Annotated in this window: 25 protein-coding genes and 1 tRNA gene; 16 read left to right on the plus strand and 10 right to left on the minus strand. The window is 65.4% G+C overall.

What is annotated here, in order from left to right; translation table 11 throughout:
- Positions 1-6 precede the first annotated feature (6 nt).
- The 4 genes from gap to D5S08_RS13095 are packed head-to-tail and all read left to right on the plus strand — an operon-like array spanning position 7 to position 3,681.
- Entirely contained in the window at positions 7-1,014 is a 1,008-nt protein-coding gene (gene gap, locus D5S08_RS13080) for a type I glyceraldehyde-3-phosphate dehydrogenase (RefSeq protein ID WP_121119258.1), read from the plus strand.
- A gap of 5 nt (positions 1,015-1,019) precedes the next feature.
- On the plus strand, positions 1,020-1,532 hold the full coding sequence (locus D5S08_RS13085) for an MOSC domain-containing protein (RefSeq protein ID WP_241557400.1): 513 nt from the start codon (positions 1,020-1,022) through the stop codon (positions 1,530-1,532).
- On the plus strand, positions 1,529-2,731 hold the full coding sequence (locus D5S08_RS13090) for a phosphoglycerate kinase (protein ID WP_121119260.1): 1,203 nt from the start codon (positions 1,529-1,531) through the stop codon (positions 2,729-2,731). The genes D5S08_RS13085 and D5S08_RS13090 overlap by 4 nt, the downstream gene beginning before the upstream one ends.
- Positions 2,732-2,781: 50 nt before the next feature.
- On the plus strand, positions 2,782-3,681 hold the full coding sequence (locus D5S08_RS13095; RefSeq protein WP_121119462.1) for a fructose bisphosphate aldolase: 900 nt from the start codon (positions 2,782-2,784) through the stop codon (positions 3,679-3,681).
- On the opposite strand, the gene D5S08_RS13100 is transcribed toward D5S08_RS13095, so the two are convergent.
- The gene (locus tag D5S08_RS13100; RefSeq protein ID WP_121119262.1) at positions 3,678-4,058 is read right to left on the minus strand and encodes a hypothetical protein; all 381 of its coding nucleotides are present in this window, start codon (positions 4,056-4,058) and stop codon (positions 3,678-3,680) included. The two genes, D5S08_RS13095 and D5S08_RS13100, sit on opposite strands and share 4 nt — an antisense overlap.
- A gap of 102 nt (positions 4,059-4,160) precedes the next feature.
- Between D5S08_RS13100 and thiE the strand changes: the two genes are divergently transcribed.
- From thiE to D5S08_RS13115, 3 genes are all read left to right on the plus strand, one after another.
- Positions 4,161-4,796: a thiamine phosphate synthase gene (gene thiE / locus D5S08_RS13105; RefSeq protein ID WP_121119264.1), complete on the plus strand. Its 636-nt coding sequence runs from the start codon at positions 4,161-4,163 to the stop codon at positions 4,794-4,796.
- A 61-nt stretch (positions 4,797-4,857) separates the two neighbouring features.
- On the plus strand, positions 4,858-6,048 hold the full coding sequence (locus D5S08_RS13110) for a L,D-transpeptidase family protein (protein WP_121119266.1): 1,191 nt from the start codon (positions 4,858-4,860) through the stop codon (positions 6,046-6,048).
- A gap of 4 nt (positions 6,049-6,052) precedes the next feature.
- Entirely contained in the window at positions 6,053-6,670 is a 618-nt protein-coding gene (locus D5S08_RS13115) for a M23 family metallopeptidase (RefSeq protein WP_121119268.1), read from the plus strand.
- A gap of 3 nt (positions 6,671-6,673) precedes the next feature.
- Here the strand turns inward: D5S08_RS13115 and D5S08_RS13120 are convergent, their stop codons facing one another.
- Positions 6,674-7,084, minus strand: a complete 411-nt coding sequence (locus D5S08_RS13120; protein ID WP_121119270.1) for a hypothetical protein — start codon at positions 7,082-7,084, stop codon at positions 6,674-6,676.
- A gap of 96 nt (positions 7,085-7,180) precedes the next feature.
- Between D5S08_RS13120 and efp the strand changes: the two genes are divergently transcribed.
- The 4 genes from efp (at position 7,181) to D5S08_RS13140 (ending at position 9,078) form a co-directional block, all read left to right on the plus strand.
- The gene (gene efp / locus D5S08_RS13125) at positions 7,181-7,744 is read left to right on the plus strand and encodes an elongation factor P (RefSeq protein ID WP_121119272.1); all 564 of its coding nucleotides are present in this window, start codon (positions 7,181-7,183) and stop codon (positions 7,742-7,744) included.
- A gap of 6 nt (positions 7,745-7,750) precedes the next feature.
- On the plus strand, positions 7,751-8,572 hold the full coding sequence (locus D5S08_RS13130; RefSeq protein ID WP_121119274.1) for an inositol monophosphatase family protein: 822 nt from the start codon (positions 7,751-7,753) through the stop codon (positions 8,570-8,572).
- Between the two features lie 52 nt (positions 8,573-8,624).
- Positions 8,625-8,708 (plus strand) — tRNA-Leu (locus tag D5S08_RS13135).
- Positions 8,709-8,796: 88 nt separating this feature from the next.
- A complete protein-coding gene (locus D5S08_RS13140) occupies positions 8,797-9,078 on the plus strand; it encodes a hypothetical protein (protein ID WP_121119276.1) in 282 nt (93 codons plus the stop codon).
- Positions 9,079-9,271: 193 nt separating this feature from the next.
- Here D5S08_RS13140 and D5S08_RS13145 read toward each other — a convergent pair whose 3' ends face one another.
- Positions 9,272-10,366, minus strand: a complete 1,095-nt coding sequence (locus D5S08_RS13145; protein WP_121119278.1) for a DUF475 domain-containing protein — start codon at positions 10,364-10,366, stop codon at positions 9,272-9,274.
- A 226-nt stretch (positions 10,367-10,592) separates the two neighbouring features.
- On the opposite strand from D5S08_RS13145, the gene D5S08_RS13150 reads away from it, so the two are divergent.
- Positions 10,593-12,155 (plus strand): amino acid permease, encoded by a 1,563-nt coding sequence (locus D5S08_RS13150; RefSeq protein WP_121119280.1) that lies wholly within the window; start codon positions 10,593-10,595, stop codon positions 12,153-12,155.
- Positions 12,156-12,235: 80 nt separating this feature from the next.
- On the opposite strand, the gene D5S08_RS13155 is transcribed toward D5S08_RS13150, so the two are convergent.
- Entirely contained in the window at positions 12,236-12,706 is a 471-nt protein-coding gene (locus D5S08_RS13155; RefSeq protein WP_121119464.1) for a pyridoxamine 5'-phosphate oxidase family protein, read from the minus strand.
- A gap of 239 nt (positions 12,707-12,945) precedes the next feature.
- On the opposite strand from D5S08_RS13155, the gene D5S08_RS13160 reads away from it, so the two are divergent.
- Positions 12,946-14,832, plus strand: coding sequence for a glycosyltransferase (locus tag D5S08_RS13160; RefSeq protein ID WP_162301977.1), 1,887 nt, complete (start codon positions 12,946-12,948; stop codon positions 14,830-14,832).
- Between the two features lie 2 nt (positions 14,833-14,834).
- On the opposite strand, the gene D5S08_RS13165 is transcribed toward D5S08_RS13160, so the two are convergent.
- Positions 14,835-15,671, minus strand: coding sequence for an alpha/beta fold hydrolase (locus D5S08_RS13165; protein WP_121119284.1), 837 nt, complete (start codon positions 15,669-15,671; stop codon positions 14,835-14,837).
- Between the two features lie 137 nt (positions 15,672-15,808).
- Here D5S08_RS13165 and D5S08_RS13170 point away from each other — a divergent pair, with 137 nt between their 5' ends.
- The 3 genes from D5S08_RS13170 to D5S08_RS13180 are packed head-to-tail and all read left to right on the plus strand — an operon-like array spanning position 15,809 to position 19,264.
- Positions 15,809-17,059, plus strand: a complete 1,251-nt coding sequence (locus D5S08_RS13170; protein ID WP_121119286.1) for a putative DNA modification/repair radical SAM protein — start codon at positions 15,809-15,811, stop codon at positions 17,057-17,059.
- Positions 17,059-18,492, plus strand: coding sequence for a UdgX family uracil-DNA binding protein (locus D5S08_RS13175; RefSeq protein WP_241557410.1), 1,434 nt, complete (start codon positions 17,059-17,061; stop codon positions 18,490-18,492). The genes D5S08_RS13170 and D5S08_RS13175 overlap by 1 nt, the downstream gene beginning before the upstream one ends.
- Positions 18,493-18,547: 55 nt before the next feature.
- Positions 18,548-19,264, plus strand: coding sequence for an extensin-like domain-containing protein (locus tag D5S08_RS13180; RefSeq protein ID WP_121119288.1), 717 nt, complete (start codon positions 18,548-18,550; stop codon positions 19,262-19,264).
- Here the strand turns inward: D5S08_RS13180 and phoB are convergent.
- The 5 genes from phoB to pstC form a co-directional block, all read right to left on the minus strand.
- Positions 19,261-19,950 carry a phosphate regulon transcriptional regulator PhoB gene (gene phoB / locus D5S08_RS13185; protein WP_121119290.1) on the minus strand — a complete coding sequence of 230 codons (690 nt, stop codon included), beginning with the start codon at positions 19,948-19,950 and terminating at the stop codon, positions 19,261-19,263. The genes D5S08_RS13180 and phoB overlap by 4 nt on opposite strands.
- A gap of 62 nt (positions 19,951-20,012) precedes the next feature.
- Positions 20,013-20,681 carry a phosphate signaling complex protein PhoU gene (gene phoU, locus D5S08_RS13190; RefSeq protein WP_175578937.1) on the minus strand — a complete coding sequence of 223 codons (669 nt, stop codon included), beginning with the start codon at positions 20,679-20,681 and terminating at the stop codon, positions 20,013-20,015.
- A complete protein-coding gene (pstB, locus tag D5S08_RS13195; RefSeq protein WP_121119292.1) occupies positions 20,681-21,463 on the minus strand; it encodes a phosphate ABC transporter ATP-binding protein PstB in 783 nt (260 codons plus the stop codon). Before pstB ends, phoU begins: the two co-directional genes overlap by 1 nt.
- Positions 21,457-22,722, minus strand: coding sequence for a phosphate ABC transporter permease PstA (gene pstA, locus D5S08_RS13200; RefSeq protein WP_121119294.1), 1,266 nt, complete (start codon positions 22,720-22,722; stop codon positions 21,457-21,459). Before pstA ends, pstB begins: the two co-directional genes overlap by 7 nt.
- Positions 22,715-24,100 carry a phosphate ABC transporter permease subunit PstC gene (gene pstC / locus D5S08_RS13205; RefSeq protein ID WP_121119296.1) on the minus strand — a complete coding sequence of 462 codons (1,386 nt, stop codon included), beginning with the start codon at positions 24,098-24,100 and terminating at the stop codon, positions 22,715-22,717. The genes pstA and pstC overlap by 8 nt, the downstream gene beginning before the upstream one ends.

Below are 24,100 nucleotides of genomic sequence, written 5' to 3' on the forward strand. Positions count from 1 at the left end.
AGATGGATGGCGACCAAGGTTTCGATCAACGGTTTCGGGCGGATCGGGCGCCTGGTTGCCCGTGCCATCATGGAGCGTGACGACCACGGCCTGGAGCTGGTGGCGATCAACGATCTGGCCGAACCCAAGGACAATGCCCTGCTGTTCGCCCATGACAGCACGCATGGCCGCTTCCCGGGTACGGTCACCAGCGATGGCGACAGCATCCAGATCAACGGCAAGGACATCGCCGTCACCAAGGAGCGCGATCCCGCCAAGCTGCCCCATCGCGAGATGGGCGTGGACATCGTGCTGGAATGCACCGGCTTCTTCCAGTCACATGATGCCGCCAAGCCACATCTGGATGCCGGCGCCAAGCGCGTGCTGATCTCCGCCCCGGCCACCGGCGTGTCGGCCACCATCGTCTATGGTGTGAACCATGACGTGCTGACGGCGGACGACATCATCGTGTCCAACGCCAGCTGCACCACCAACTGCCTGGCGCCGCTGGCCAAGGTGCTGAACGATAGCTTCGGGATCGAGCGTGGCTTCATGACCACGATCCACTCCTACACCAATGACCAGCGCATGCTGGACCAGATCCACAAGGATCTGCGTCGCGCCCGCGCCGGTGCGATCAACATGATCCCGACCACCACCGGCGCTGCGCGGGCCGTGGGCCTGGTGCTGCCGGAACTGAAGGGCAAGCTGGATGGCTCCTCCGTCCGGGTGCCGACGCCGAACGTATCCATGGTCGACCTGGTGTTCGTGCCGGGCCGCGACGTGACGGTAGAAGAGATCAACGCGGCGCTGAAGGCGGCAGCGGACGGCCCGATGAAGGGCGTGCTCGACTATACGGACCAGCCGCTCGTCTCCAGCGATTTCAACCATTATCCGGCCTCGTCCACCGTCGACAGCCTGGAAACGGCCGTGCTGGAAAGCAAGCTGGCGCGGGTCGTGTCCTGGTATGACAATGAATGGGGCTTCTCCAACCGCATGATCGACACGGCCGGCGTGATGGCGGGCCTGCTCTGAGGCAGATGCAGGCAGACGGGCAGACCCTGGCCGCGGGCGAGGCGCAAGCCGTCGCCGGCGGCCGTCTGGCGGGGATTGCACGGCGCGATCGTTCGCGTGGCGAAAACCAGCACGGGATCAGCCGCGTTCATGTCAGCCGTGCTGCGGGGATTGCCGGCGATTTCCGCGGCGCGCTGGCCGCGCGCAAGAACAGCTTCAAGCGGCAGGTCTCCCTGATCGAGGCGGAGAGCTGGGCTGCGGCGATGGCCGACCTGCGGCTTGACCTGCCATGGTGGGTGCGGCGCAACAATCTGCTGCTGCACGGCATCCGCCTGCCGCGGCAGGAGAAGTTCGTGCTCGGCATCGGCAGCGAATGTCGCCTGCTGGTCACCATGGAATGCGATCCGTGCAGCCGCATGGAGGAGATCGCCCCGGGCCTGAAGGCCGCGCTGCTGCCGGACTGGCGCGGCGGGTTCCTGGCCGAAGTGATAGCGGACGGCGATATTGCCGTCGGCGACCAAGTAAGGATCGAGCTATGAGCAGGCAGTTCGCGACGCTGGACGATGCAGGCGATGTCCACGGCAAGGTGGCGCTGGTGCGGGTCGACCTCAACATGCCGATGCACGACGCGGTGGTGACGGACCTCACCCGAGCTCGCGCAGTGGCGCCGACCATTTTGGAACTGGCTGATGCCGGCGCCAAGGTCCTGCTGCTGGCGCATTTTGGCCGACCCAAGGGGGAACGCAACTCCACCATGTCCACCAGCCTGATCCAGGGCGCGGTGGCCGATGTCCTGGGGCGCGAGGTGATGTTCATCCCGGAGGTCGCCGGCCCGGTGGTGGAGCAGACGATCGGCATCTTCCGTCCGGGCGACATCGGCCTGCTGGAGAACACGCGCTTCTGGCAGGGCGAGGAGGCGAACGATGCCGACTTCGCCCGTGCCATCGCGGCGAATGGCGACCTGTATGTGAACGATGCATTCTCCGCCGCCCACCGGGCCCACGCCAGCACGGAAGCTCTCGCGCATATGTTGCCGGCCTATGCCGGACGGGCGATGCAGGCGGAGCTGGACGCGCTGGACAAGGCGCTCGGCCAGCCGGAGCCGCCGGTGGCGGCGGTAGTCGGCGGAGCCAAGGTGTCCACCAAGCTGGCCGTGCTGGAGCATCTGGTCGGCCGCGTGCAGCACCTGATCATCGGCGGCGGCATGGCCAACACCTTCCTGGCCGCACGCGGCGTGAATGTGGGCAAGAGCCTGTGCGAACATGACCTGACTGGTCAGGCGGATGCGATCATGGCAGCCGCGGACCGCGCCGGCTGCACCGTGCACCTGCCTTACGATGTGGTCGTCGCGACCGAGTTCGCCGCCAATCCGCCATCGCTGCGCACCTGCAACGTGCACGAGGTCGCCGCTGACGAGATGATCCTCGACATCGGTCCGCGCGCCGTGGAGGCGCTGGCCGATGTGCTGAAGACCTGCCGCACGCTGGTTTGGAACGGTCCGCTGGGCGCCTTCGAGACACAGCCCTTCGATACCGCGACCGTGACGCTGGCACGCACGGCGGCGGCGCTGAGCGCGGAAGGTTCGCTGGTGTCGGTCGCCGGCGGCGGTGACACCGTGGCGGCGCTGAACCATGCGGGCGTGGCCGGTGACTTCAGCTATGTCTCGACGGCCGGTGGTGCATTCCTGGAATGGATGGAAGGGCGCGAGCTGCCCGGCGTCGCCGCACTGGCGCGCTGAAGATTTCAATGAACAACGACAGCAACACTGAAAAGCAGGGGGCTTTGCGCATGACCAAGGACGAGATGACCGCCAAGATCGCCGGGGGCCGCGGCTTCATCGCCGCGCTGGACCAGAGCGGCGGCTCCACCCCCAAGGCGCTGCGCGCCTATGGCGTCAATGATGACGAGTGGGACGGCGAGGAGGCCATGTACGGCAAGATCCACGACATGCGCAGCCGCATCATCAGCGCACCCAGCTTCAACGGCGATCGCGTGATCGGCGCCATCCTGTTCGAACGCACGATGGACGGCGCTGTGAATGGCAAGCCGACCCCGACCGCGCTGATCGACAAGGGCGTGGTGCCGTTCATCAAAATCGACAAGGGACTGGAGGATGAGGCGAACGGCGTGCAGTTAATGAAGCCGATGCCGACCCTGGATGCGCTACTGACCCGCGCCAGCAGCCTGGGCGTGTTCGGCACCAAGGAACGGTCCGTCATCAACGCTGCCAATCGCGAAGGCATCGCGGCGATCGTGGCGCAGCAGTTCGAGATCGGCGCACAGGTCATTGCCCATGGCATGATGCCGATCCTGGAGCCTGAATATTCGATCAAGGCCGCCGACCGTGCGGAGGGCGAAGTGATGCTGCGGGACGAGATCCTGAAGCACCTGGACATCCTGCCCGAAGGGCAGCAGGTCATGCTGAAGCTGTCGATTCCGGCCGTTGCCGGCACCTATGATGCACTGGCCCGCCACCCCAAGGTGCTGAAGGTCGTCGCCCTGTCCGGTGGATTCGCCCGCGGCGAGGCCTGTGCGGAACTGGCCAAGAACGAAGGCATGATCGCCAGCTTCAGCCGCGCGCTGCTGGAAGAGCTGCGCGCCGGCCAGAGCGATGCCGAGTTCGACGCCGTGCTGGACGAAGCGATCACCGCCATCCACTGCGCCAGCGTGGAAAAGGTCGCCGCCTAGTACCCGCCATCGAAGCGGAAGCTGAACCGGTAAGCGGCGGGGGCGATCGCCTCCGCCGTACGGGGCGGCTGCACCGCCACGAGTTCCAGCGCGCCATCTGCCACCTGCACAGGCTCGCCCAAGGTCAGGTCCAGCTGCCGGTCGCCGCCGCCCAGATGGACGGCAACCCGCACCCGTACCCGACCGGCATGGAAGCATTGCACATCCACCGGGCAACGGCTGTCCTCCAGCAGCTCGATCACGGTCAGCTGCGGGCCATCGACCATCACCGTCTCGCCGATTGCGGCGGTGGGGAGATGGCGTTCGCCCTCGGGTTGCTCCGGCGTCGTGGCGCACGCGGTCAGGGCAAGGGGGGCGAGGATCAGGATCGGGCGCATGGACGCCCTATCCTGATGCGCGGGTTGCGCGGTGCTGAATGGCTGTTCGTTGCGCCGAACGCGGCCATTGGCGCATACGTCCCCTCGCTGTAAGGCTCTGCCATGTCCGACTGTCAACTTTACCTGATCTCTCCCGCCGATGTATCCGGCACCTTTGCCGACCGGCTTGCCCGCGCGATCGATGCCGCCGATCCGGCGCTGCCGGTCGCCGCATTCCAGCTGCGCCTGAAGGGCCTCGACCAGCATGCCTGTGCCCGGGCGGCCGAGCCGCTGCAGGCCGTGTGTGCGGCGCGCGATGTGGCCTTCATCGTCAACGACGATGTCAGTCTGGCGAAGCGCATCGGCGCTGATGGCGTGCATCTCGGGCAGGGCGATGGTTCCCCGCGGGAGGCCCGTACCATCCTGGGCGCCCAAGCGCAGATTGGCGTCACCTGTCATGCCAGCCGGCACCTGGCGATGGAGGCGGGCGATGCGGGGGCCGACTATGTCGCCTTCGGATCCTTCTATCCCAGCAGCACCAAGGCCAGCGAGCACCGGCCGGATCTGGACCTGCTGCACTGGTGGCACGGCCTGATGGAGATCCCTTGCGTGGCGATCGGCGGCATCACACCCGCCAACTGCCGCCCGCTGGTGGAAGCCGGGACCGACTTCCTGGCGGTGAGTGCAAGCGTGTGGGCCAATGCGGATGGCCTGGACGAGGTCGCCGCGATCCAGGCCTTCGCGGCCGCCTTGCGTTGAGGCTGACCGGCCGGGGAGCCAATCGGGCGGATGGCTGTTGTCTTGTGAAAAGGGAGACAACATGCGCAGCTTCACCATCACCGCTTCTCTGCTTGCGATCAGCCTGGCGTTAGCGGGCTGCGGCTTCAACGGCACGGATGGTCGGGATGCCGACCCTGCCGCGGCCGAGACGCAGGCCGGGGGTGGCGCCGACAGCATGGCCTCGAGCGATCCTGCGGCGGGTGAAACGGCTGATGTCGGCGTGGCGGATGTGGAAGCCCGTCCAATGATGCAGGTGCAGGTGGTGCTGGAGCGGCTCGGTTTCGCCCCGGGCGTGGTCGACGGCAAGATGGGCATCTCGACCGGCAACGCGCTGCAGGGCTTCCAGGAAGCCAACAACCTGACCGTCAATGGCGAACTGGACCAGCCGACCCGCGCCGCATTGATGCGCTGGAGCAACATTCCCGCGACCCGCGTGGTTACCGTTCCGGAAGGTTGGGGACAGGGGCAGTACCGCCCGACGCCGGATGATTATGCCGACCAGGCGAAGCTGCAGCATCTGGGATATGAAACCCTGGACGAAGCGCTGGCGGAGCGGTTCCACACCACCATCGAGGTGCTATACCAGTTGAACCCCAATGGCCGAGCGGCCAGCGGCGAGAATACGGCCGCGCCCGCGCCGACGCCCGTTGCGAGTGCGGGAACGGAGCGCAGCACCATGCCGCCGCGACCTGCCTTCCGCGTAGGACAGCAGATCCGTGTTCCCAATGTCGGCGCCGACCGGATCGTCGCCTCCGAAGTGGAGAACAAGGAATGGCTGACGACGCTGGCAAGCCTGGGTGTTGGCAGCGAGCAGCCGAAGGCCGATCGCATCGTCGTCGACAAGTCCGGCGGCTGGCTGAAGGCTTATGATGCGGACGACAAGCTGATCGCCATGTTCACCGTCACGACCGGGTCGGAGAACGATCCCCTGCCGCTGGGCGAGTGGGGCATCAAGGGTACCGCCTACAATCCACCCTATGCCTACAACCCCGACCTGTTCTGGGACGCGTCCTCCTCCGACACCAAGCAGAACCTGCCGCCGGGCCCCAACGGCCCGGTCGGCGTGGTCTGGATCGACCTGACGAAGGATCATTACGGCATCCACGGCACGCCGGAACCTTCGACGATCGGCCGGACGGAAAGTCATGGCTGTGTGCGGCTGACCAACTGGGATGCAGCCCGGCTGGCGCAGATGGTGAGCGGTTCCACGCAGGTCCTGTTCCAGGCCTGACCGCATGCGTTTCTTCGACCGTCTGCTGACCGTCATCATCACGGCCACGCTGACCAGTGCGGCGTGGATCATTGTCGGTGGCGGCTGGTCACCGCAGCGGCAGACGGCCCAGACCGACCGCATCGTGTCCGAAGCCGCTGCCCCCGTTGGACGTTCGCAGGGCAGCCGCTTCATGCCGGTGCCTGGTACGTGGTCGATCCCGGTGCAGGGCGTTGCCGCGGCGGATCTGGTGGACACATTCGATGATCGCCGCGGGGATGACGAGGAACGGACGCACGAGGCGCTCGACATCATGGCGCCGCGCGGTACGCCGGTACTGGCGGCTACGGACGGCCTGGTGGAGAAGCTGTTCACCAGCCGGGCAGGCGGGCTCACCATCTACACTCGCGGGGCGGACGGGCGCACGCTGCTCTACTACGCGCATCTGCAATCCTATGCGCCCGGGCTGGCGGAAGGGCAGCAGGTGCGGACCGGCCAGGTGCTCGGCTCCGTCGGCTCCACCGGAAATGCAGATGCGGGCTCGCCGCATCTGCATTTTGCCATCCTGCGTACATCACCCGGCGCCGAATGGTGGGAACCTGCGCGCGCGATCAACCCGTTTCCGGTGCTGACCGGCCAGTGATGGTCAGCGCGCGCGGCGTACGCAGCGAAGCCGGCCCGGCGCGCCGTCTTCCACCTTGCGCACGAAGCCGTCGCTGATGATCCGGTAACTTTCGCCAGCACGTGGACCACTGGACAGCACCACCGTGTTGCCACGCCGCAGATAGGTGCCGGTGCCCTGGTCGGAGATGTAGCGGGACGCGCTGGTAATGCGGAAGCTGGTACCTTGCTGGACCACCCCGCGCGATGGTGCGCGGGGATCGGGCAGTTCGCAGACATACAGCCCCTGCTGCATGACGCCGATTCCCCCGCGATGTTGCGGCAGCCGCTCCGCCCGCGGTGAAATGTCCTGCCCATGCGCGGCAGATGCCAGCAGCACCGTGGCGGCGCAAAGCGCACCCAGGCGGCGCGCGCGTGATCGCAATCGCTCTGTCATTCCGGTACCATAGCGGCCCATGCCCCGCATTGCCATGCAACTCCGCAACCGCTACGGCGCGCAACTGTTTCCCATCCTTCGAAGGCATGTACAGCGATGAAGATCAGCGGCGTGGACATTCGCCCCGGCAATATTCTGGAATATGAAGGCGGCATCTGGAAGGTCGCCAAGATCCAGCACACCCAGCCGGGCAAGGGCGGCGCCTACATGCAGGTCGAGATGAAGAACCTGCAGGACGGCCGCAAGACGAACGTCCGCTTCCGCAGCGCCGACACGATCGAGCGCGTGCGGCTGGATACCAAGGATTACCAGTACCTGTATGCCGATGGCGACATGCTGGTGTTCATGGACAAGGACAATTACGACCAGATCCAGCTGCCGGCGGACTTGCTGGGCGATGCCGCCGCCTTCCTGCAGGACGGCATGGAAGTGATGTTGGAACTGTGGGACGAGAAGCCCATCAGCGTGCAGCTGCCCGACACCGTGGAAGCCACCATCGTGGAGGCCGACGCTGTGGTGAAGGGGCAGACCGCCTCTTCCAGCTACAAGCCCGCCGTCCTGGACAATGGCGTGCGCGTGATGGTGCCGCCGCATATCGGTAGCGGGACGCGCATCGTGGTCGATGTGTACGAACGCACCTATGTCGGGAAGGCCGGCTGACGCATCATGGCAGCAATCACGGGTCTGATGCGCGTAATGGAGCGCGCCGCGCGCAAGGCGGGTGGCAAGCTGCGGCGCGATTTCGGCGAGATCGAGCATCTGCAGGTGAGCCGCAAGGGGCCGGCCGACTTCGTCAGCCGCGCCGACCGGCAGGCCGAACGCACGCTGTGGGACGAGCTGCGCGCTGCGCGGCCCGACTGGGGTTTCCTGATGGAGGAAGCCGGCGAGATCGAGGGCGATCCGCGGAGCCCGCGCTGGATCATCGACCCGCTCGACGGCACCAGCAACTTCCTGCACGGCATTCCGCATTTCGCAATCAGCATTGCGGTGCAGGAACCGAAGCTGGATGGCAGCGGCTGGGGCGAAGTCACCGCTGCGCTGGTCTACCAGCCGATCACCGACGAAAGCTTCTGGGCCGAAAAGAGCCGGGGCGCGTGGCTGCATGACGGGCGCCTGCGGGTGTCCGGCCGGCGCCAGCTGTCGGAGGCACTGATCGCCACCGGCACGCCGTTTTCCGGCCATGGCGACTTCACCGAATGGAGCCGCATCTTCGGCGCGATCGGGCCGGAAGTCGCGGGCATCCGCCGGTTCGGTGCCGCATCGCTGGACCTCGCCTGGGTTGCCGCGGGCCGCTTTGACGGGTTCTGGGAAAGCGGTTTGCAGCTGTGGGATTCGGCTGCGGGCTGTCTGCTGGTGCGGGAGGCCGGTGGCTTTGTAACCGACTATCGCGGTCGTTCGCAGCCGATTTGTGCCGAGCAGGTGCTGGCCGGCAACGATCCGCTGCATTCCCGTCTGCACAAATTGCTGGCCGGCGCGTTGCGCGAATAGGACCTATTGCCCGGACGACACCGGCCCGCTAAGCGCCGGCTCGTCTCGGTGTGCCCCTGTGGTGGAATTGGTAGACGCGCTCGACTCAAAATCGAGTTCCTTTGGAGTGCCAGTTCGAGTCTGGCCAGGGGCACCACCTACAGCAAAGTCCGGCTACGGACGGTCTCGGAACGATTGCCCCCTCTGGTGCGCTGTCTGGCCACCATGATAGAGGGAGAGCAGCAATGGTCGAAGAACGCATCGTGACGACCGAAACGCCCGAGGGCAGCAGCCATACGCATACCACGATCGTGACCGACGGCGCGTCGCGCCGGTCCGGGGGCGTCGCCATCATCGGGGTGATTGCCCTGCTGCTGGTCGCAGCAGTTATCGTGTGGGCCTTTTCCACGATGGGCGGCGCAGAGGCTGCCAAGGACAACGCTATTGCGAATGCCGCCGGCGAGGTAGGGGAAGCTGCCGGGCAGATCGGTGATGCTGCAAAGGATGTGGCTGACGGCGTCAATTAGGACGCTGGCCGGGGACACACCGTTATCTCTCGTGACGATGGCGGTCGCAGGCGTCGATCGGGTATAGCGCTGACCGCCATCAATTTGCGAGTGCCGCCGGGCAGGCCCGCACGCTCGTAGCGCTGCCGCTCGGCCCGCATTGTACAAAGATCGGCAAGAATGGGATCGGGAGGGGAAACCCCTCCCGGCCAGGTCAGCGAGGGCCGCTGTCCACTTCCTGCTGCACCGCGGCAAGGCCCTCACGGGCCTTCATGCGTCGGTTGTGGCGCATGGACCACAGCAGCGACAGACCGATCAGCACGGCGCCGATCAGGCCGGTGATGGTCTCCGGAATGTGGAAGCGGGCGGACAGCAGCATGATGCCGCCCAGCACGATGATCGCCCAGAAGGCGCCATGCTCCAGATAGCGATATTCCGCCAACGTGCCCTGTTCCACCAGGTGGATGGTCATGGAACGCACGAACATGGCACCGATCGACAGGCCCAGCGCGATGATGATCATGTTGTTGGACAGCGCGAAGGCGCCGATCACGCCGTCAAAGCTGAAAGACGCGTCGAGAATGTTCAGGTAGATGAAGCCACCCAGTCCGCTACGCATCGCGGCGCCGGCCAGCTTCTTCTTCTCCTCCTGCAGCTCCAGGATCGCGCTGACGCCTTCCACGGCGATAAAGGTGACCAGACCCAGGATGCCGGCCACCAGAAATGTCAGCGCATCGGCCGGAGCGAGCAGGCCGGAGATCCCCCACAGCGCCAGCAGCAGCAACGCGATCTCTGCCGCCGGGACCGCGGAGAAACGCGCCAGCATGCGTTCGACACTGGCGATCCAGAACACCTCTTTCTCGCCATCGAAGAAGAATTTCAGGCCCACCATCGCCAGGAAGGCGCCGCCAAAGCCGGCGATGCCCACATGGGCAGAGCTGACGATCCGCTCGTACTCCACGGGGTTGTTCAGCGAGAGGTTGATCGTTTCCATCGGCCCCAGACCCGCGGCGATGGCGACGATCGCCAGCGGGAAGATCACCCGCATGCCGAACACCGCGAAGGCGATACCCCAAGTCAGGAAGCGCTTCTGCCAGACCTTGTCCATGTCCTTCAGCACGGAAGCGTTCACCACCGCATTGTCGAACGACAGCGAGATTTCGAGCACGGACAGGACCACGATGATCCACAGCATCGCAAGCATTGCCGACACGTCACCCGTGCTCGACAATCCGTACCAGGCGCCCAGCGCCAGGCAGACCAGCGTGAAGATCAGCGAGAAGCCGTAAAAGCGTCGGAAGGTGCCCATGAGTTCGTGTCGGCCGATGTCTGTTAAGGAATGCGCTGCGCTAGGCGGTTTGCGGGTGATGGGCAACCGCACCCGATAATCCACGCCGATATCCGGCAAACATAGCCGGAATCATTCATCCAGCATTGCAGAGGCGACAAATTGGCATAGAACAAGGCGCACAAGCGACGGCAAGGCTGCACAGTCAACGTCGCGGATCATGCAATTTGAGGGATAATCAGGCTCCATGATTTTTGGCCGGGTGAAACCGCTATCCGCCATTCTGGCGACGGCGGAAAAAAAGTCGCTTGAACGTACCCTGGGTGCGTTTCAGCTGACCATGCTGGGGGTCGGCGCGGTGATCGGCACCGGCATTTTCGTGTTGACGGCAGAGGCGGCGCAGAAGGCCGGGCCAGGGATGATGATCTCCTTCATCATCGCCGGCTTCGTCTGCGCGGTGGCAGCCCTGTGTTACGCCGAGATGGCGGCGATGGTGCCGGTTTCCGGTTCCGCCTACACCTATTCCTATGCCGTCATGGGCGAGATGATCGCCTGGATGGTCGGCTGGGCCCTGATCCTGGAATATGCCGTTGCGGCCGGTGCCGTTTCGGTCGGCTGGTCAGGCTATGTCGTCGGCCTGATAGAGCACACCTTTGCCATCGACATACCAAACATGCTGGTGCGGGGGCCGTTCGACGGCGGCCTGGTCAACCTGCCCGCGATGCTGATCGCCGGCCTGGTCACCTGGCTGCTGGTCATCGGTACCAAGGAGAGTGCCACGGTGAACGCGGTGTTGGTGGCGATCAAGGTCGCTGCGCTGCTGCTGTTCATCGTGCTCTCCGTGCCTGTCATGAACAGCGACGGCTTCTCGCCCTTCGCCCCGTTGGGATTTTCCGGCATCTCGGCCGCGGCGGCTTCCATCTTCTTTGCCTATGTCGGGTTCGATGCGGTCTCCACCGCGGCGGAGGAAACCAAGAACCCGCAGCGCAACATGCCCATCGGCCTGATCGGGTCGCTGGCCATCTGCACCGTGTTCTACATCCTGGTCGCCGCTGGCGTGATCGGCACCGTCGGTGCGCAGCCGGTCTTCGGTCCGGCGGGCGAGGTGCTGGCACCCGGCTCCGTGGCCTTGTCAGACCAGTGCGCTGCGCTGGCTGCCGCCGGTAACGAGGCCGTGACCTGTTCGAAGGAGGCGCTGGCCTGGACGCTGCGTGAAATCGGCTGGCCGCAGATCGGCAATCTGCTTGGCCTCGCCGCCGGCCTGGCGCTGCCTTCCGTCATCCTGATGATGATGTTCGGCCAGACCCGCATCTTTTTCGTCATGAGCCGCGACGGGCTGCTGCCTTCCGTGTTCTCCAAGGTTCACCCCACATATCGCACGCCGCATGTCATTACGATCCTGACGGGCATCTTCGTGGCGCTGTTCGCGGCCTTCTTCCCGGTGGGCATCCTGGCGGACATCTCGAACTCCGGCACGCTGTTCGCCTTTGCGGCCGTGTCGATCGCGGTCATGGTGCTGCGCCGGACGGACCCCGACCGGGCCCGCCCGTTCCGCACGCCGGCCGTCACCATCACGGCGCCGATTGCCATCGCCGGCTGCGCATACCTGTTCTGGAGCCTGGGGCTGGAAACGAAGCTGATGTTCGTCGCCTGGGCGGCAATCGGCTTGCTGGTCTATTTCGGCTACAGCCGTAACCGCAGCCATGTGGGCCGCGGCATTCTGGACGTGCCGGAAGATGCCGCCGGCATCCCGCCGCAGCCGGTTCCGCCGCTGCCCGGCATCCACACGCCGGGCGGCAAGGACGCCTGAACCAACCGGCACCGGTAACGCGAAAGGCCCGCCAGGATCGCTCCCGGCGGGCCTTTTTCTTGGCGGGCAAGGTGGCCCAGTTACAGGGCCGTCTTCGTATGCTCGTCGTGCGCTTCGGAGCGGACGTCGAACCCCAGCATCATCTTGACCTCGTCGATCACGCCAAGGTCGCTGTTCCAGATCTCCGCCCGACCAAGATCCATGCGCAGCAGCAGCAGGTTGGGATCATCCTTGCCCTGCGGGTACCAGGCCTCGATCTGCTTCGACCATTGCTTGTCCAGCCGGTCGCGGCTGTGTTCGGTGACCAGCGTCCCGCCGAAACGGGCGAACATCTGGTGGCCCTTGCCGGAGAAGGTCGCGGTAGCGGGGCCGCCCGCGGCCAGGGAATGATCCTTTTTGGTGAAGAACCAGACAGCGCTGTCCGCATCACGGTCCAGCGACGCTGTCATCGGAACGGCGGTGGCCGGTTCCGCATCCAGCTGCAGGAAGGTGTACGGGCTGTCCGCCAGTGCCTTCCAGAATTTCTGCTTCAGTTCATGCGTGTCGCTCATCAGGGTGTCTCCTGTCTGTTCTGGCGACCAACCGGATGCCGGGTGTTCCGGTTCCACGATGCCCTGTTCGGAGGGGCAATCCGCAACCGATCGCAGCATCACCTTCGGGCCGTCGCATAGGCGTATGCGCGGGCAGGGAAGGGGGTTGATCTCGCGCCGGCAATCAACCTACCGGAACAAACCTTGGCTACGCTGCATTGCAGCATTGGCCCGAACCCGTGCATACAGGAACCATGCTCATGCCGCTACCACAGCGCGTCGATCTAGACCCTTGGGTGCTGTTCACGGCAGTGGCGGTGCTGGCCATGTCGTTGTGGCTGGCCCGTTCGGTGCGGGTGACGCATGATACGCGCGGCGCGGAACTGGGCGAGTTGCTGGCGATAGCTGCGCTGGCGACGGGGGCCTGCGCGTTGCTGCTGGGTGAACTGGGCACGATCCTGTGGCCGGCGGCCATCTTCCTGCTGCTCTCGATCGCGGTTGCGAGGGGCGCACGCAATCTCAGCATTCCTGGCGCGGCCTGGCTGGCGATCACCTTCCAGGGGCTGTGCACCACCTGGTTGTGGTCCTGCTTGTTCATCAACGAACTGACATTGTCACAGGGGTTCGAGGCGCTGGCATTGATGGGCGTGACGGTGACCTTCGCCGTGTCCCTGCTGGCGTCGGTCGAACGGATCGCGCGCGAGGCGGTGCTGACCCATGGCAGCTGGAGCGAGCCGACGCATGCGCCTGCGATGGTGTCGCGCCATTACCAGCCGCGCGTGTCGATCCAGCTGCCCTGCTATGCCGAGCCGCCGGAGATCGTGAAGGCGACGATGGATCATCTGGCCGCCCTCGATTATCCGGATTTCGAAGTGCTGGTGTGCGACAACAACACCAAGGACGAAGCGCTGTGGCGCCCCCTGGAGGCCTACAGCGCGGAGCTCAACGAGCGATTGGGGCGCGAGGTGTTCCGCTTCTTCCATGTGGCGCCGCTGCCCGGCGCAAAGGCCGGCGCATTGAACTGGCTGCTGGACCGGATGGATCCGCAGGCGGAGATCGTCGCGGTTATCGACGCCGATTACCTGTCCACGCCGGACTTCCTGGCGCGGCTGGTGCCGTTCTTCGAAGACCCGCAGATCGGCTATCTGCAGACGCCGCACGATTATCGCGATTACGAGAACAGCGCGTTCCTGTCCGCCTGTTATGCCGAGTACATGCCGAACAACAAGGTCGATATGCTGGGCGTCCATGAGTATGGCGGCGCCTTCACCATCGGCACGATGTGCCTGCTGCGGACACGTGCGCTGCGGGCAGCCGGCGGCTGGGCCGAGTGGTGCCTGACCGAGGACTCGGAGGTCTCCGTCCGCATCCGCGCGGTGGGCTACCGCGGCTACTATCTCAGCGAGACGTTCGGCCGAGGGCTGATCCCGGACACCTTCGACGATTACAAGAAGCAGCGGTTTCGCTGGACCGCGGGCCCGGTGCAGCAATTGATGCGTCACTGGCGCCTGTTTCTACCCGCCCCTTATGCACGCCCGATGCCAGGGTGGACGAAGCTGCTCGAAATCCTGCGGTGCATGGCTCCGCTGCAGACCCTGGCCGGGATCGTCACCGGTCTGTTCATGCTGGGCGGGGTGACAATCGCGATCTATGCCGGGGAGATCGGGCGAGTGAACGTGCCTGACGTGACCTGGCCCTTACTGGCGCTGACGCTCGTGACCACGCTGGTGCGCATCCGCCACCGCTACAAGCTGTCCGGTATTCATCGGCTGGCCGACATGGTGCGGGGAGAAGTGGCGCGGGCGTCGCTGACCTATGTGGTGCTGCTGTCCGGCATCGCCGGCCTATCGGGCAAGCCGCTGGCGTGGCGCCGCACGCCCAAGTTCGGCGGGGCCGATACTCTGGGAGGAGCGCTGTGGTCGGCTGCTCCGGAAACCGCGCTGGCTTTCCTGAGCCTTGTGGGATGCGGGCTGGTGCTCGCTGCGATGCCGCGGATCGGCTGGGAGCTGACGGTGCTGGGCGCCAGTGGCCTGGGCGTGATGGCGCTGCAGTTCCTGTGCGCTCCGTACATGGCCATATTGGCGCTGCGCGGCGATCGCCCCGAGGCGACCGATGGCCACGGCCCGCAAGTGCCGGCCGTGGCTTGAGGTCAGGACGTCTGGCGACGACCGAGGAAGTCGAGCAGGTCCTGCGTCAGCCGTTCCTGCTGCGTGGCGAAGACGCCATGAGGCTCGCCATCATATTCGATCAGTTCCGCTGTCGGTACGGCAGCCGCGACCGCGCGGCCGGTGGCTTTGATCGGCACCGTCTTGTCCGCAGTGCCGTGGATCACCAGCGTGGGCACGGTGAAGTGCGGCAGGTCGGGTCGGAAGTCCGTGGTGGCAAAGGCCTGCGCCGCTTGTAGAGTCGCATATTGCCCCGCCATCTGCGCGGTCATCCAAGCCCAGTGCAGCTGTTCGTCGCTGACGGGCTGCGACACCAGGCCAACCCCATAGAAGTCCTTGAAGAAGCTCGTGAAGAAGTGCCGGAAATCCGCGCGCATACCGGCTGTCATCTCCGCAAAGGTGGCTTGCGGCACGCCATCGGGATTGTCGGGCGTCTGCAACATGTACGGTACGACCGAGCTGACCAGCACCGCCTGGGTCACGCCCTTGCCGCCATGCCGGCTCATGTAGCGGGCGATCTCGCCACCGCCCATGGAAAAACCCACCAGGGCGACGTCCTGCGTGGCGCCGGTCGCTTCCATCACATCGGCCAGATCGTCGGCAAAGGTGTCGTAGTCATAGCCGGCAGGCGGCTGATCCGACCGGCCGAAACCCCGTCGATCATAGGCAATCGCCTGATACCCGGCCTCTGCCAAAGCGATCATCTGCGGATCCCAGCTGTCTGCGGACAGCGGCCAGCCATGGATCAGCACCACCGGCCGGCCCTGACCCAGGGTCTTCAAAAACAGATCGGTACCGTCGCGCGTCTTCACTCGGTTCATTCGTGTCGTCCTTTCATTGGGGGACTTGGGCAGAACCACCGGCAGCCACCGAAAGTGCCGCATTTTTATGATCTCGGAAAAAGCCGTTGCAGAAGAAAGAGCTAGGCTCAGGCAGGTGGCGAACATATATGGAACATATGAGTCGTGGCACCATCCTGGAGCGTCTTGCCGTACTGGCCGATGCGGCAAAATATGACGCGTCCTGCGCGTCTTCCGGCACCGCCAAGCGCAACAGCAAGGATAGCGGGGGCAAGGGCATGGGTTCGACCGAGGGCATGGGCATCTGCCATGCCTATGCGCCCGACGGTCGCTGCATCTCCTTGCTGAAGATATTGCTGACCAACCATTGCATCTTCGACTGTCACTATTGCGTCAACCGGGCCAGCTCCAACGTGGCGCGCGCACGGTTCACGCCACAGGAGGTGGTGGACCTGACGCTCAGCTTCTACCGCCGCAACTATATCGAAGGGCTGTTCCTCTCCTCTGGCATCGTGAAAAGCTCCAATCATACGATGGAGCAGCTGGTGGAAGTGGCGCGCATCCTGCGTGAAGAGCACGATTTCCGCGGCTACATCCACCTGAAGACCATCCCCGATGCAGACCCTGAGCTGGTGCATCAAGCGGGGCTCTATGCCGATCGCGTGTCCATCAATGTGGAATTGCCGACCGAGGCCGGACTTGCGCGGCTGGCTCCGGACAAGAACACCGGCCGCATAGAAGGCGCCATGAGCGAGGTGAAGGAGCATATCGCGCAATCTCGCGATGAGACGAAGCGCTTCCGCAACGCTCCGCGTTTTGCTCCTGCGGGACAGTCGACGCAGATGATCGTCGGCGCGGACGCGGCCAGCGACGCCGATATCGTGGGCAAGGCGAGCCGGCTGTATGATGGATACCGGTTGCGCCGGGTCTATTACTCGGCCTTCAGTCCTATTCCCGATGCCAGTGCGGTGCTGCCGCTGAAGCGGCCGCCGCTGATGCGTGAGCATCGGCTATACCAGTCCGACTGGCTGATGCGCTTTTACGACTATTCCGCGGCGGAAGTCATGCAGGCGACGGGTGACGACGGCATGCTGCCGCTCGACATCGATCCGAAGCTGGCCTGGGCACTGAAATTTCGTGACCGCTTCCCGGTCGATGTGAATCGCGGAGGGCGTGAGGCGCTGCTGCGTGTGCCCGGGCTGGGCGTGCGTGCGGTCAACCAGCTGATCGCGGCCCGGCGGCAGCGCAGCTTGCGGCTGGAGGATGTGGGCAAGCTGACCGTTTCCATCGCCAAGGTCCGACCGTTCATCGTGACTGCGGATTGGCGGCCCACCCTGCTGACGGATCGAGCGGATCTGCGGACGCTGTTGGCTCCGAAGGAGGAGCAGCTGGAGCTGTTCGCCGCGTGATCACGCCGTTGCCTGTCGATGCTGCTGCCGCCTTCTACGTGGTCCATCTGCCCGAGCCGGACGATTTCGCGTTCTGGCGTGCCACGGCGCGGACGCTGGTGCAGTGCGCTGTGCCGCCAGACCGGATCGCCTGGGTGGAGCCGGGCGGCACCGGCGACTTGTTCGCGGAAGGTCAGCGCCAGTTGCCCGAGCCGCCGGGCGATGCGCCTCAGGTGCGTGCCAGCAAGCCCTTCATCCAGGCCGCCGAGACCGCCATCTGTCATTCCGACTCCGCGCGCTTCGCGCTGCTGTACCGCCTGCTGTGGCGTCATCAGACTAACAGCCGTGTGCTGGAGGACCGGACCGATACCGATGTGCGCCGGCTTGACGAACTGGCGCGCACCGTGCGCCGGGACAAGCACAAGATGCGGGCCTTTGTCCGCTTCCGGGCCGTCGAGGATGCCGATGGCGAGGAGCGCTTCGTCGCCTGGTTCGAGCCTGAGCACCACATCCTGCGCAGCAATGCCGCCTTTTTCGTCAACCGCTTCACGAACATGCGCTGGGCGATCCTGACCCCGCGCGGCTCGCTGCACTGGGATGGCGCGGTGCTGGCCGAAGGTCCGCCTGCGCAGCGTAGCGATGCGCCGGACGGCGATCCGACGGAAGATCTGTGGCGGCGGTACTATGCTTCCACCTTTAACCCCGCGCGTCTGAAGATCGGCGCCATGCTGAAGGAAATGCCACGCAAGTACTGGAAAAACATGCCCGAGACTGCGTTGATCCTGGAACTGGTGGCAGGCGCCCAGGCGCGGGAGGCAGCGATGGTGGAAGCAGGCACTCTGGAATTCGACGAACGGCCGCAGACATTGTCAGCGATCGACCAGGCTATCCATGCCTGCCGCAAATGCCCGATCGGCGAACTGGATAATCAGGCGGTCATGGGCGAGGGGCCGCAGGATGCCGCGCTGATGATTGTCGGTGAACAGCCCGGCGATCAGGAGGACCAGCAGGGTCGGCCTTTTGTAGGACCTGCGGGTCAGGTGCTGGACGTCCATCTGCAGCAGGCCGGCATCGACCGCGCTGCGACCTATGTCACCAATGCGGTCAAGCACTTCAAGTTCGTGAACCGGGGCAAGCGCCGCCTGCACCAGACGCCCACCGCCAAGGAAATCGACATCTGCCGCTGGTGGATAGAAGGCGAGCGGCAGATCGTGCAGCCCAAGCTGATCCTTGCCATGGGTGCCAGCGCGGCTCGGGGTATGCTGGGCAAGACGGTCAGCGTCAGCAAGGCGCGCGGCATGCCGCACCAGCTGGATGATGGCAGCGAGCTGTGGATCACTGCGCACCCGTCCTACCTGCTTCGGCTGGACGGTGCCGCGCGCGCGGAGCAGGAGCGCCTGTTCCAGGCCGATCTGGTCGCTGTCGCCAGACGGGTGGCAGAGCTGATCGGATAGAGCCCGGGCTGCGGCAGGTCGGAACACTTGCGGCGTCGTCGCGCTTGGATCAGCAATGCGCTTTTCCCGCCAACTGGATCATTTCGGAACGGATCGCCTGGCGATCGGCCTGCTGCTTCTGGCCGCGCTGTTGCTTGGAGGGCGTGCGTGGCTGGCCGATCACCCGGAGCATGATCCTTGGGCACCGCTGGACCTCAACGACCCGCCGGGCTGGGCCACGCAGCGCAAGCTGGCCGCTCTGCGCAGCGATCCGCAGGAGTGTCGGGCCGTGCTGGAACGCAGCGGCGTCGCCTTTGCCGTGCTGGATGCGGCGGGCGAGGGTACCTGCCGCCGGGCCGACCGCACCCAGCTCCGATCTGCGCCGTTCAGCCCAGCACGCCCCGTCACCACCTGTCCGGTCGCCGCCGGGCTGCAGGTCTGGCTGGCGCAATCGGTTCAGCCGGCCGCTGCCGAGCTGCTGGCATCGCCGATCGCGCGCGTCGAGCATCTCGGCACGTTCAGCTGCCGCCGGATCGGGGGCGGCGGCAACTGGAGCGAGCATGCCACGGGCAACGCGATCGACATCGCAGGCTTCGTGACGGAGGATGGCCGGCGCATCAGCGTGCTGCGCGACTGGGACGGGGAAGATGAAGATGCCGAATTCCTGCATCGCGTGCGCGACGGCGCATGCGACGTGTTCGGCACGGTGCTCAGCCCGGAATACAACGCCGCCCACGCCGACCATCTCCACCTGGATCAGGCCGCGCGCGGGCTGGGCGGGTTCTGCCGCTAGACCGGTTCGAGAGCGTATCCGGCGGAGCGGACGGTGCGGATCGGGTCCTTGGCGATGTCCAGCGCGATTGCCTTGCGGAGGCGCCGGATATGCACATCCACTGTGCGTTCCTCGATCTCGCTGCCGGTGCCCCAGACCGCGTCCAGCAACTGGCCACGGCTGAACACGCGCCGGGGATGTTCCATGAAGAACTTCAGCAGCCGGTATTCCGTGGGGCCGATCTGCAACTGCCGGCCGCGCCGTTCCACACGATGTGCTACCGGATCGAGCTGCATGTCGCCCGCTTCGATCGTCTCGCCGGCCAAAGCGGGACGCACGCGCCGCAGCACGGCGGATACACGGGCCAGCAATTCGCGCGGAGAGAACGGCTTGGTCACATAATCGTCGGCACCGATCTCCAGGCCGCGGATGCGGTCATCCTCCGCCTCGCGCGCAGTCAGCATGATGATCGGCACATGAGCGGTCGCCTTGTCGCGACGCAGCCGGCGGCATACTTCGATCCCGCTGGTGCCTTCGACCATCCAGTCGAGGATGACCAGGTCGGGCGCATCCTCCGCCGCAAAGACCAGCGCTTCGTCGCCATCCGCGGTGACACGGACGTCGTATCCTTCATTGGCGAAGCGATATTCCAGCAGTTCGGCCAGCGCGATATCGTCTTCGACCAGCAGCAGCTTGGGGGCGGACATGTGACAGTGATCTCCGGATAAGCGTCACGGCGATCGTATTACATAAAAGCGACAGAACCGTGTCAGCGGTCGACGTCGGTCGGATATCGGCCGGTGGCTGAAAAGTGCACCATCTCGGCCACATTGGTGGCGTGATCGCCGATCCGTTCCAGATTGCGTGCTACGAACAGCAGATGCGCGGCGCTCGTGATAGTGGCCGGGTTTTCAACCATGTAGCTGACATAGTTGCGGAAGATGCTGTCGTAGAACGCATCGACCTTGGCGTCGCGCTCGATCACTTCGCGCGCCAGCAACGGATCGCGCGCGGCATAGGCGGTCAGGACATCGTGAACCATCTCAGCCGCGATCTCGCCCATGGCCGGCAGCAGCGTCAACGGTTCGAACCTGGCGCGCTCGGTCAGGCGAGGTACTCGCTTGGCGATGTTCTTGGCATAATCGCCGATCCGCTCCAGCACGCCGGCGATCTTCAGCGCGGCGATGATCTCGCGCAGGTCGTCGGCCATGGGCGCCCGCAGGGCCAGCATCCGCACGGCCATCGCATCGACTTCCATCTCCAGCTCGTCGAGCTTGCGGTCGCGGCCGACGACGCGGGCCGCCTTGTCCTCGTCTCCGGTGACAAGCGAGTCCAGCGCTTCCTGGATCGCGACCTCGGCAAGGCCGCCCATCTCCGCGATCAGGCCGCGCAGCCGGGTGATGTCCTCGTCGAAAGCCTTGACCGTATGTTGCACCATCAGCCGTACCGTCCTGTGATATAGTCCTGCGTGCGCTGCTCGCGCGGCGTGGTGAATATCTGCGAGGTTTCGCCATATTCCACAAGGTTGCCCAGGTGGAAGAACGCCGTCCTCTGTGACACCCGGGCTGCCTGCTGCATGGAGTGGGTAACGATCACAATGGCATAACGGCCACGCAGCTCGTCGATCAGCTCCTCGATCCGGGCCGTGGCGATCGGGTCCAGCGCGCTGCACGGCTCGTCCATCAGGATCACTTCCGGCTCGACCGCGATCGCGCGGGCGATGCACAACCGCTGCTGCTGTCCGCCGGACAGCGCGGTGCCGGGTTCGGCAAGGCGGTCCTTGACCTCTTCCCACAGGCCCGCACGGCGCAGGGATCGCTCGACATTGACATCCAGTTCCGCCTTGCTGGGTGCCAGGCCGTGGATGCGCGGACCGTAGGCCACGTTCTCGTAGATGGATTTCGGAAACGGATTGGGCTTCTGGAACACCATGCCGACCCGGGCGCGCAGCTGCACGACATCCATGCCGGACTGGTAGATGTCCTCTCCGTCCAGCTCGATCACCCCGTCCACCCGCGCACTGGCGATGGTGTCGTTCATGCGGTTGAGAGTGCGCAGGAAGGTCGACTTGCCGCAGCCGGACGGGCCGATGAAGGCGGTGACATGTTCGGTGTTGATGTCGATCGAGACCGTGTCGATCGCCCGCTTCGCACCGTAGAAGACCGACACGTCATGCGCGCGCATTTTGGGTTCTGAGTTGGACAGCACAGGATTCACCATGTCTTTTCGAAGCGGTTGCGCAGGTAGATGGCAAGCCCGTTCATCAGCAACAAGAAGGCCAGCAGCACGATGATCGCCGCGCTGGTCCGCTCCACGAAGCCGCGGCTGATCTCGTCCGACCACAGGAAGATCTGCACGGGCAGCACGGTCGCCGGATCGGCCAGGCCGCCCGGCGGGGTGGCGACGAAAGCGCGCATGCCGATCATCAGCAGCGGCGCCGTCTCGCCCAGGGCGCGTGCCATGCCGATGATGGTGCCGGTCAGGATACCGGGCAGCGCCAGGGGCAGCACATGGTGGAACACGACCTGGATCGGACTTGCGCCCACCGCCAGCGCACCGTCACGGATGGACGGCGGTACCGCCTTGATCGCGTTGCGGCCGGAGATGACGATCACCGGCATTGTCATCAGCGCCAGCGTCATGCCGCCGATTATCGGGGCGGAGCGGAGCGAGGGGAACAGGCCCAGGAAAACGGCCAGGCCCAGCAACCCGAAGATGATGGAGGGCACCGCGGCGAGGTTGTTGATCGAAACCTCGATCAGATCGGTCCAGCGGCCGCGCGGGGCATATTCTTCCAGATAGAGCGCGGCGAGCACGCCCACCGGGAAGGCCAGTGCCAGCGTGACCAGCATTGTCAGGATCGAACCCTTCAGCGCGCCCCAGATGCCCGCCAGCTGCGGGTCGGTAGCGTCGGATCGCGCCAGGAAGCCGAGATCGAGCCGGTCCGCCAGCGCGCCGTCTGCCGCGAGCCGGTCGGCCAGCGGGCGCAGTTCGGCATGACCATCACCATTGTAGGCGGCGGCGAGGTTCTGGCTGACCGGCAGGTCCAGAGTTGCGCGCTCACTCAGCAGGGTTGGGTCGTCAATGATCGCCTCTGCCGCGACACGCCAGGCGTCCGGGCTGATCTGCCTGGACGCATCCTCGCCGAAGCGGGCGCCCACATTTGTTTCGATCAATTCGGGCAGCCCCTGGTTCTCCAGCGAGCGGACCGCAACGCCGAAGGTGGCGTTCTCGGCCGGAGGGGTCAGGTTGGCGGCGGCGAAGTCGATCGGCACGATCAGCGTGGTGCGCTGAAATCCGCCGACACCGTTCAGCGTCATGGTCGCGAGCAGGAAGGCGAGCACGGCCATCGAGAATACGACAGCGGCAAGCCCGGCCAGACGGAAGCGCCGCTCCGCCGCATAGCGCCGCTTCAGCCGCGCAGCATAGGCGGGCGAGCGTGTTGGGCCGAGATCGGCGGAGGTCATGGTGTCACTCATAAGCTTCGCGGAACCGTTTCACGACGCGCAAGGCGATGAAGTTGAGAGCAAGGGTGACCAGGAACAGCACGAACCCCAGGGCAAAGGCGCTGAGCGTGGCTGGATGGTCGAAGCTGCCTTCGCCCGTCAGCATGGCCACGATCTGGAAGGTGACGGTGGTCATCGCCTCCAGCGGGTTGGCCGAGAGGTTGGCGGCAGCGCCCGCGGCCATGACCACGATCATCGTTTCGCCGATGGCGCGGCTGACGGCCAGCATCACGCCGGCAACGATGCCGGGCAGGGCGGCCGGCACCAGCACGCGGCGGATCGTCTCGTTCTTCGTCGCACCAAGCGCCAGCGAGCCGTCGCGCATGGTGCGCGGCACGGCGGCGATGGAATCGTCCGCCATGGACGACACGAACGGGATGATCATGACGCCCATCACCAGTCCGGCGGCAAGGGCGCTTTCGCTGCTGGCATTGCTGATCCCGATGGACACCGCGACATCGCGAATGGCCGGGGCAACGGTCAGCGCGGCGAAATAGCCGTAAACGACGGTCGGCACGCCGGCGAGGATCTCCAGCATCGGCTTCAGCCAGCGGCGCCAGCGCGGATCGGCATATTGCGTAAGGTAGATGGCGCTCATCAGGCCAAGCGGGATCGCCACCAGCATGGCGATGATCGCGCCGATATAGATCGTGCCCCAGAACAGCGGCAGCGCACCGTAACGGCTGCCATCCACATTGTCCGTCGCGCTCATCGGGTCAGGCCCCCAATGCGTGCCGAACAGGAAATCGACCGGGCTGACCATGCCGAAGAAGCGCACGGTCTCGAACACCAGGCTGACGAAGATGCCCAGCGTCGTCAGGATCGCCACCAGCGATGCCAGCAGCAGGATGCCCATCACCAGCCGCTCCACCCGCGTGCGCGCCCGGAAGTCGGGACGAAGCCGCAGGAAAGCGGCCATGCCGCACAAGAAGGCGATGACCACCGTGGCCGCGCCGCCGATCAGGTTGAAGCGGCCGATTGCCTCCTGGAACGGCCGCACCAGGACCTGCGCGCCCTCGTTGAACACCGCTGGCGCCGAACCGTCGGCAACGTTGCGCGCCTCTGCCAGCAGGGTCTGACGCAGCAGGCCTTCCGCAGGCAGACCCGCGGCGGCGGGGCTCGCCTCCACGGACCGGACGATCAGCCCGGGCGAGACGATGCCCCAGATCACGATGAACAGGACCGCGGGGATCATGATGGACAGCGCCACGAACCATGCGTGGTAGGTGGGCAGGGCGGCCAGTCGGCGTGCCGGCTGCGACCGGGCGAAGCTGTAGGCGCGGCCACGCGCGGCGATCCAGCCGATCGTCGCAAGGGCCAGAGCCAGCAGAATGAGCAGGGACGGGGGCAT

The organism is Croceibacterium ferulae, assembly GCF_003660445.1.
GTDB lineage: Bacteria > Pseudomonadota > Alphaproteobacteria > Sphingomonadales > Sphingomonadaceae > Croceibacterium > Croceibacterium ferulae.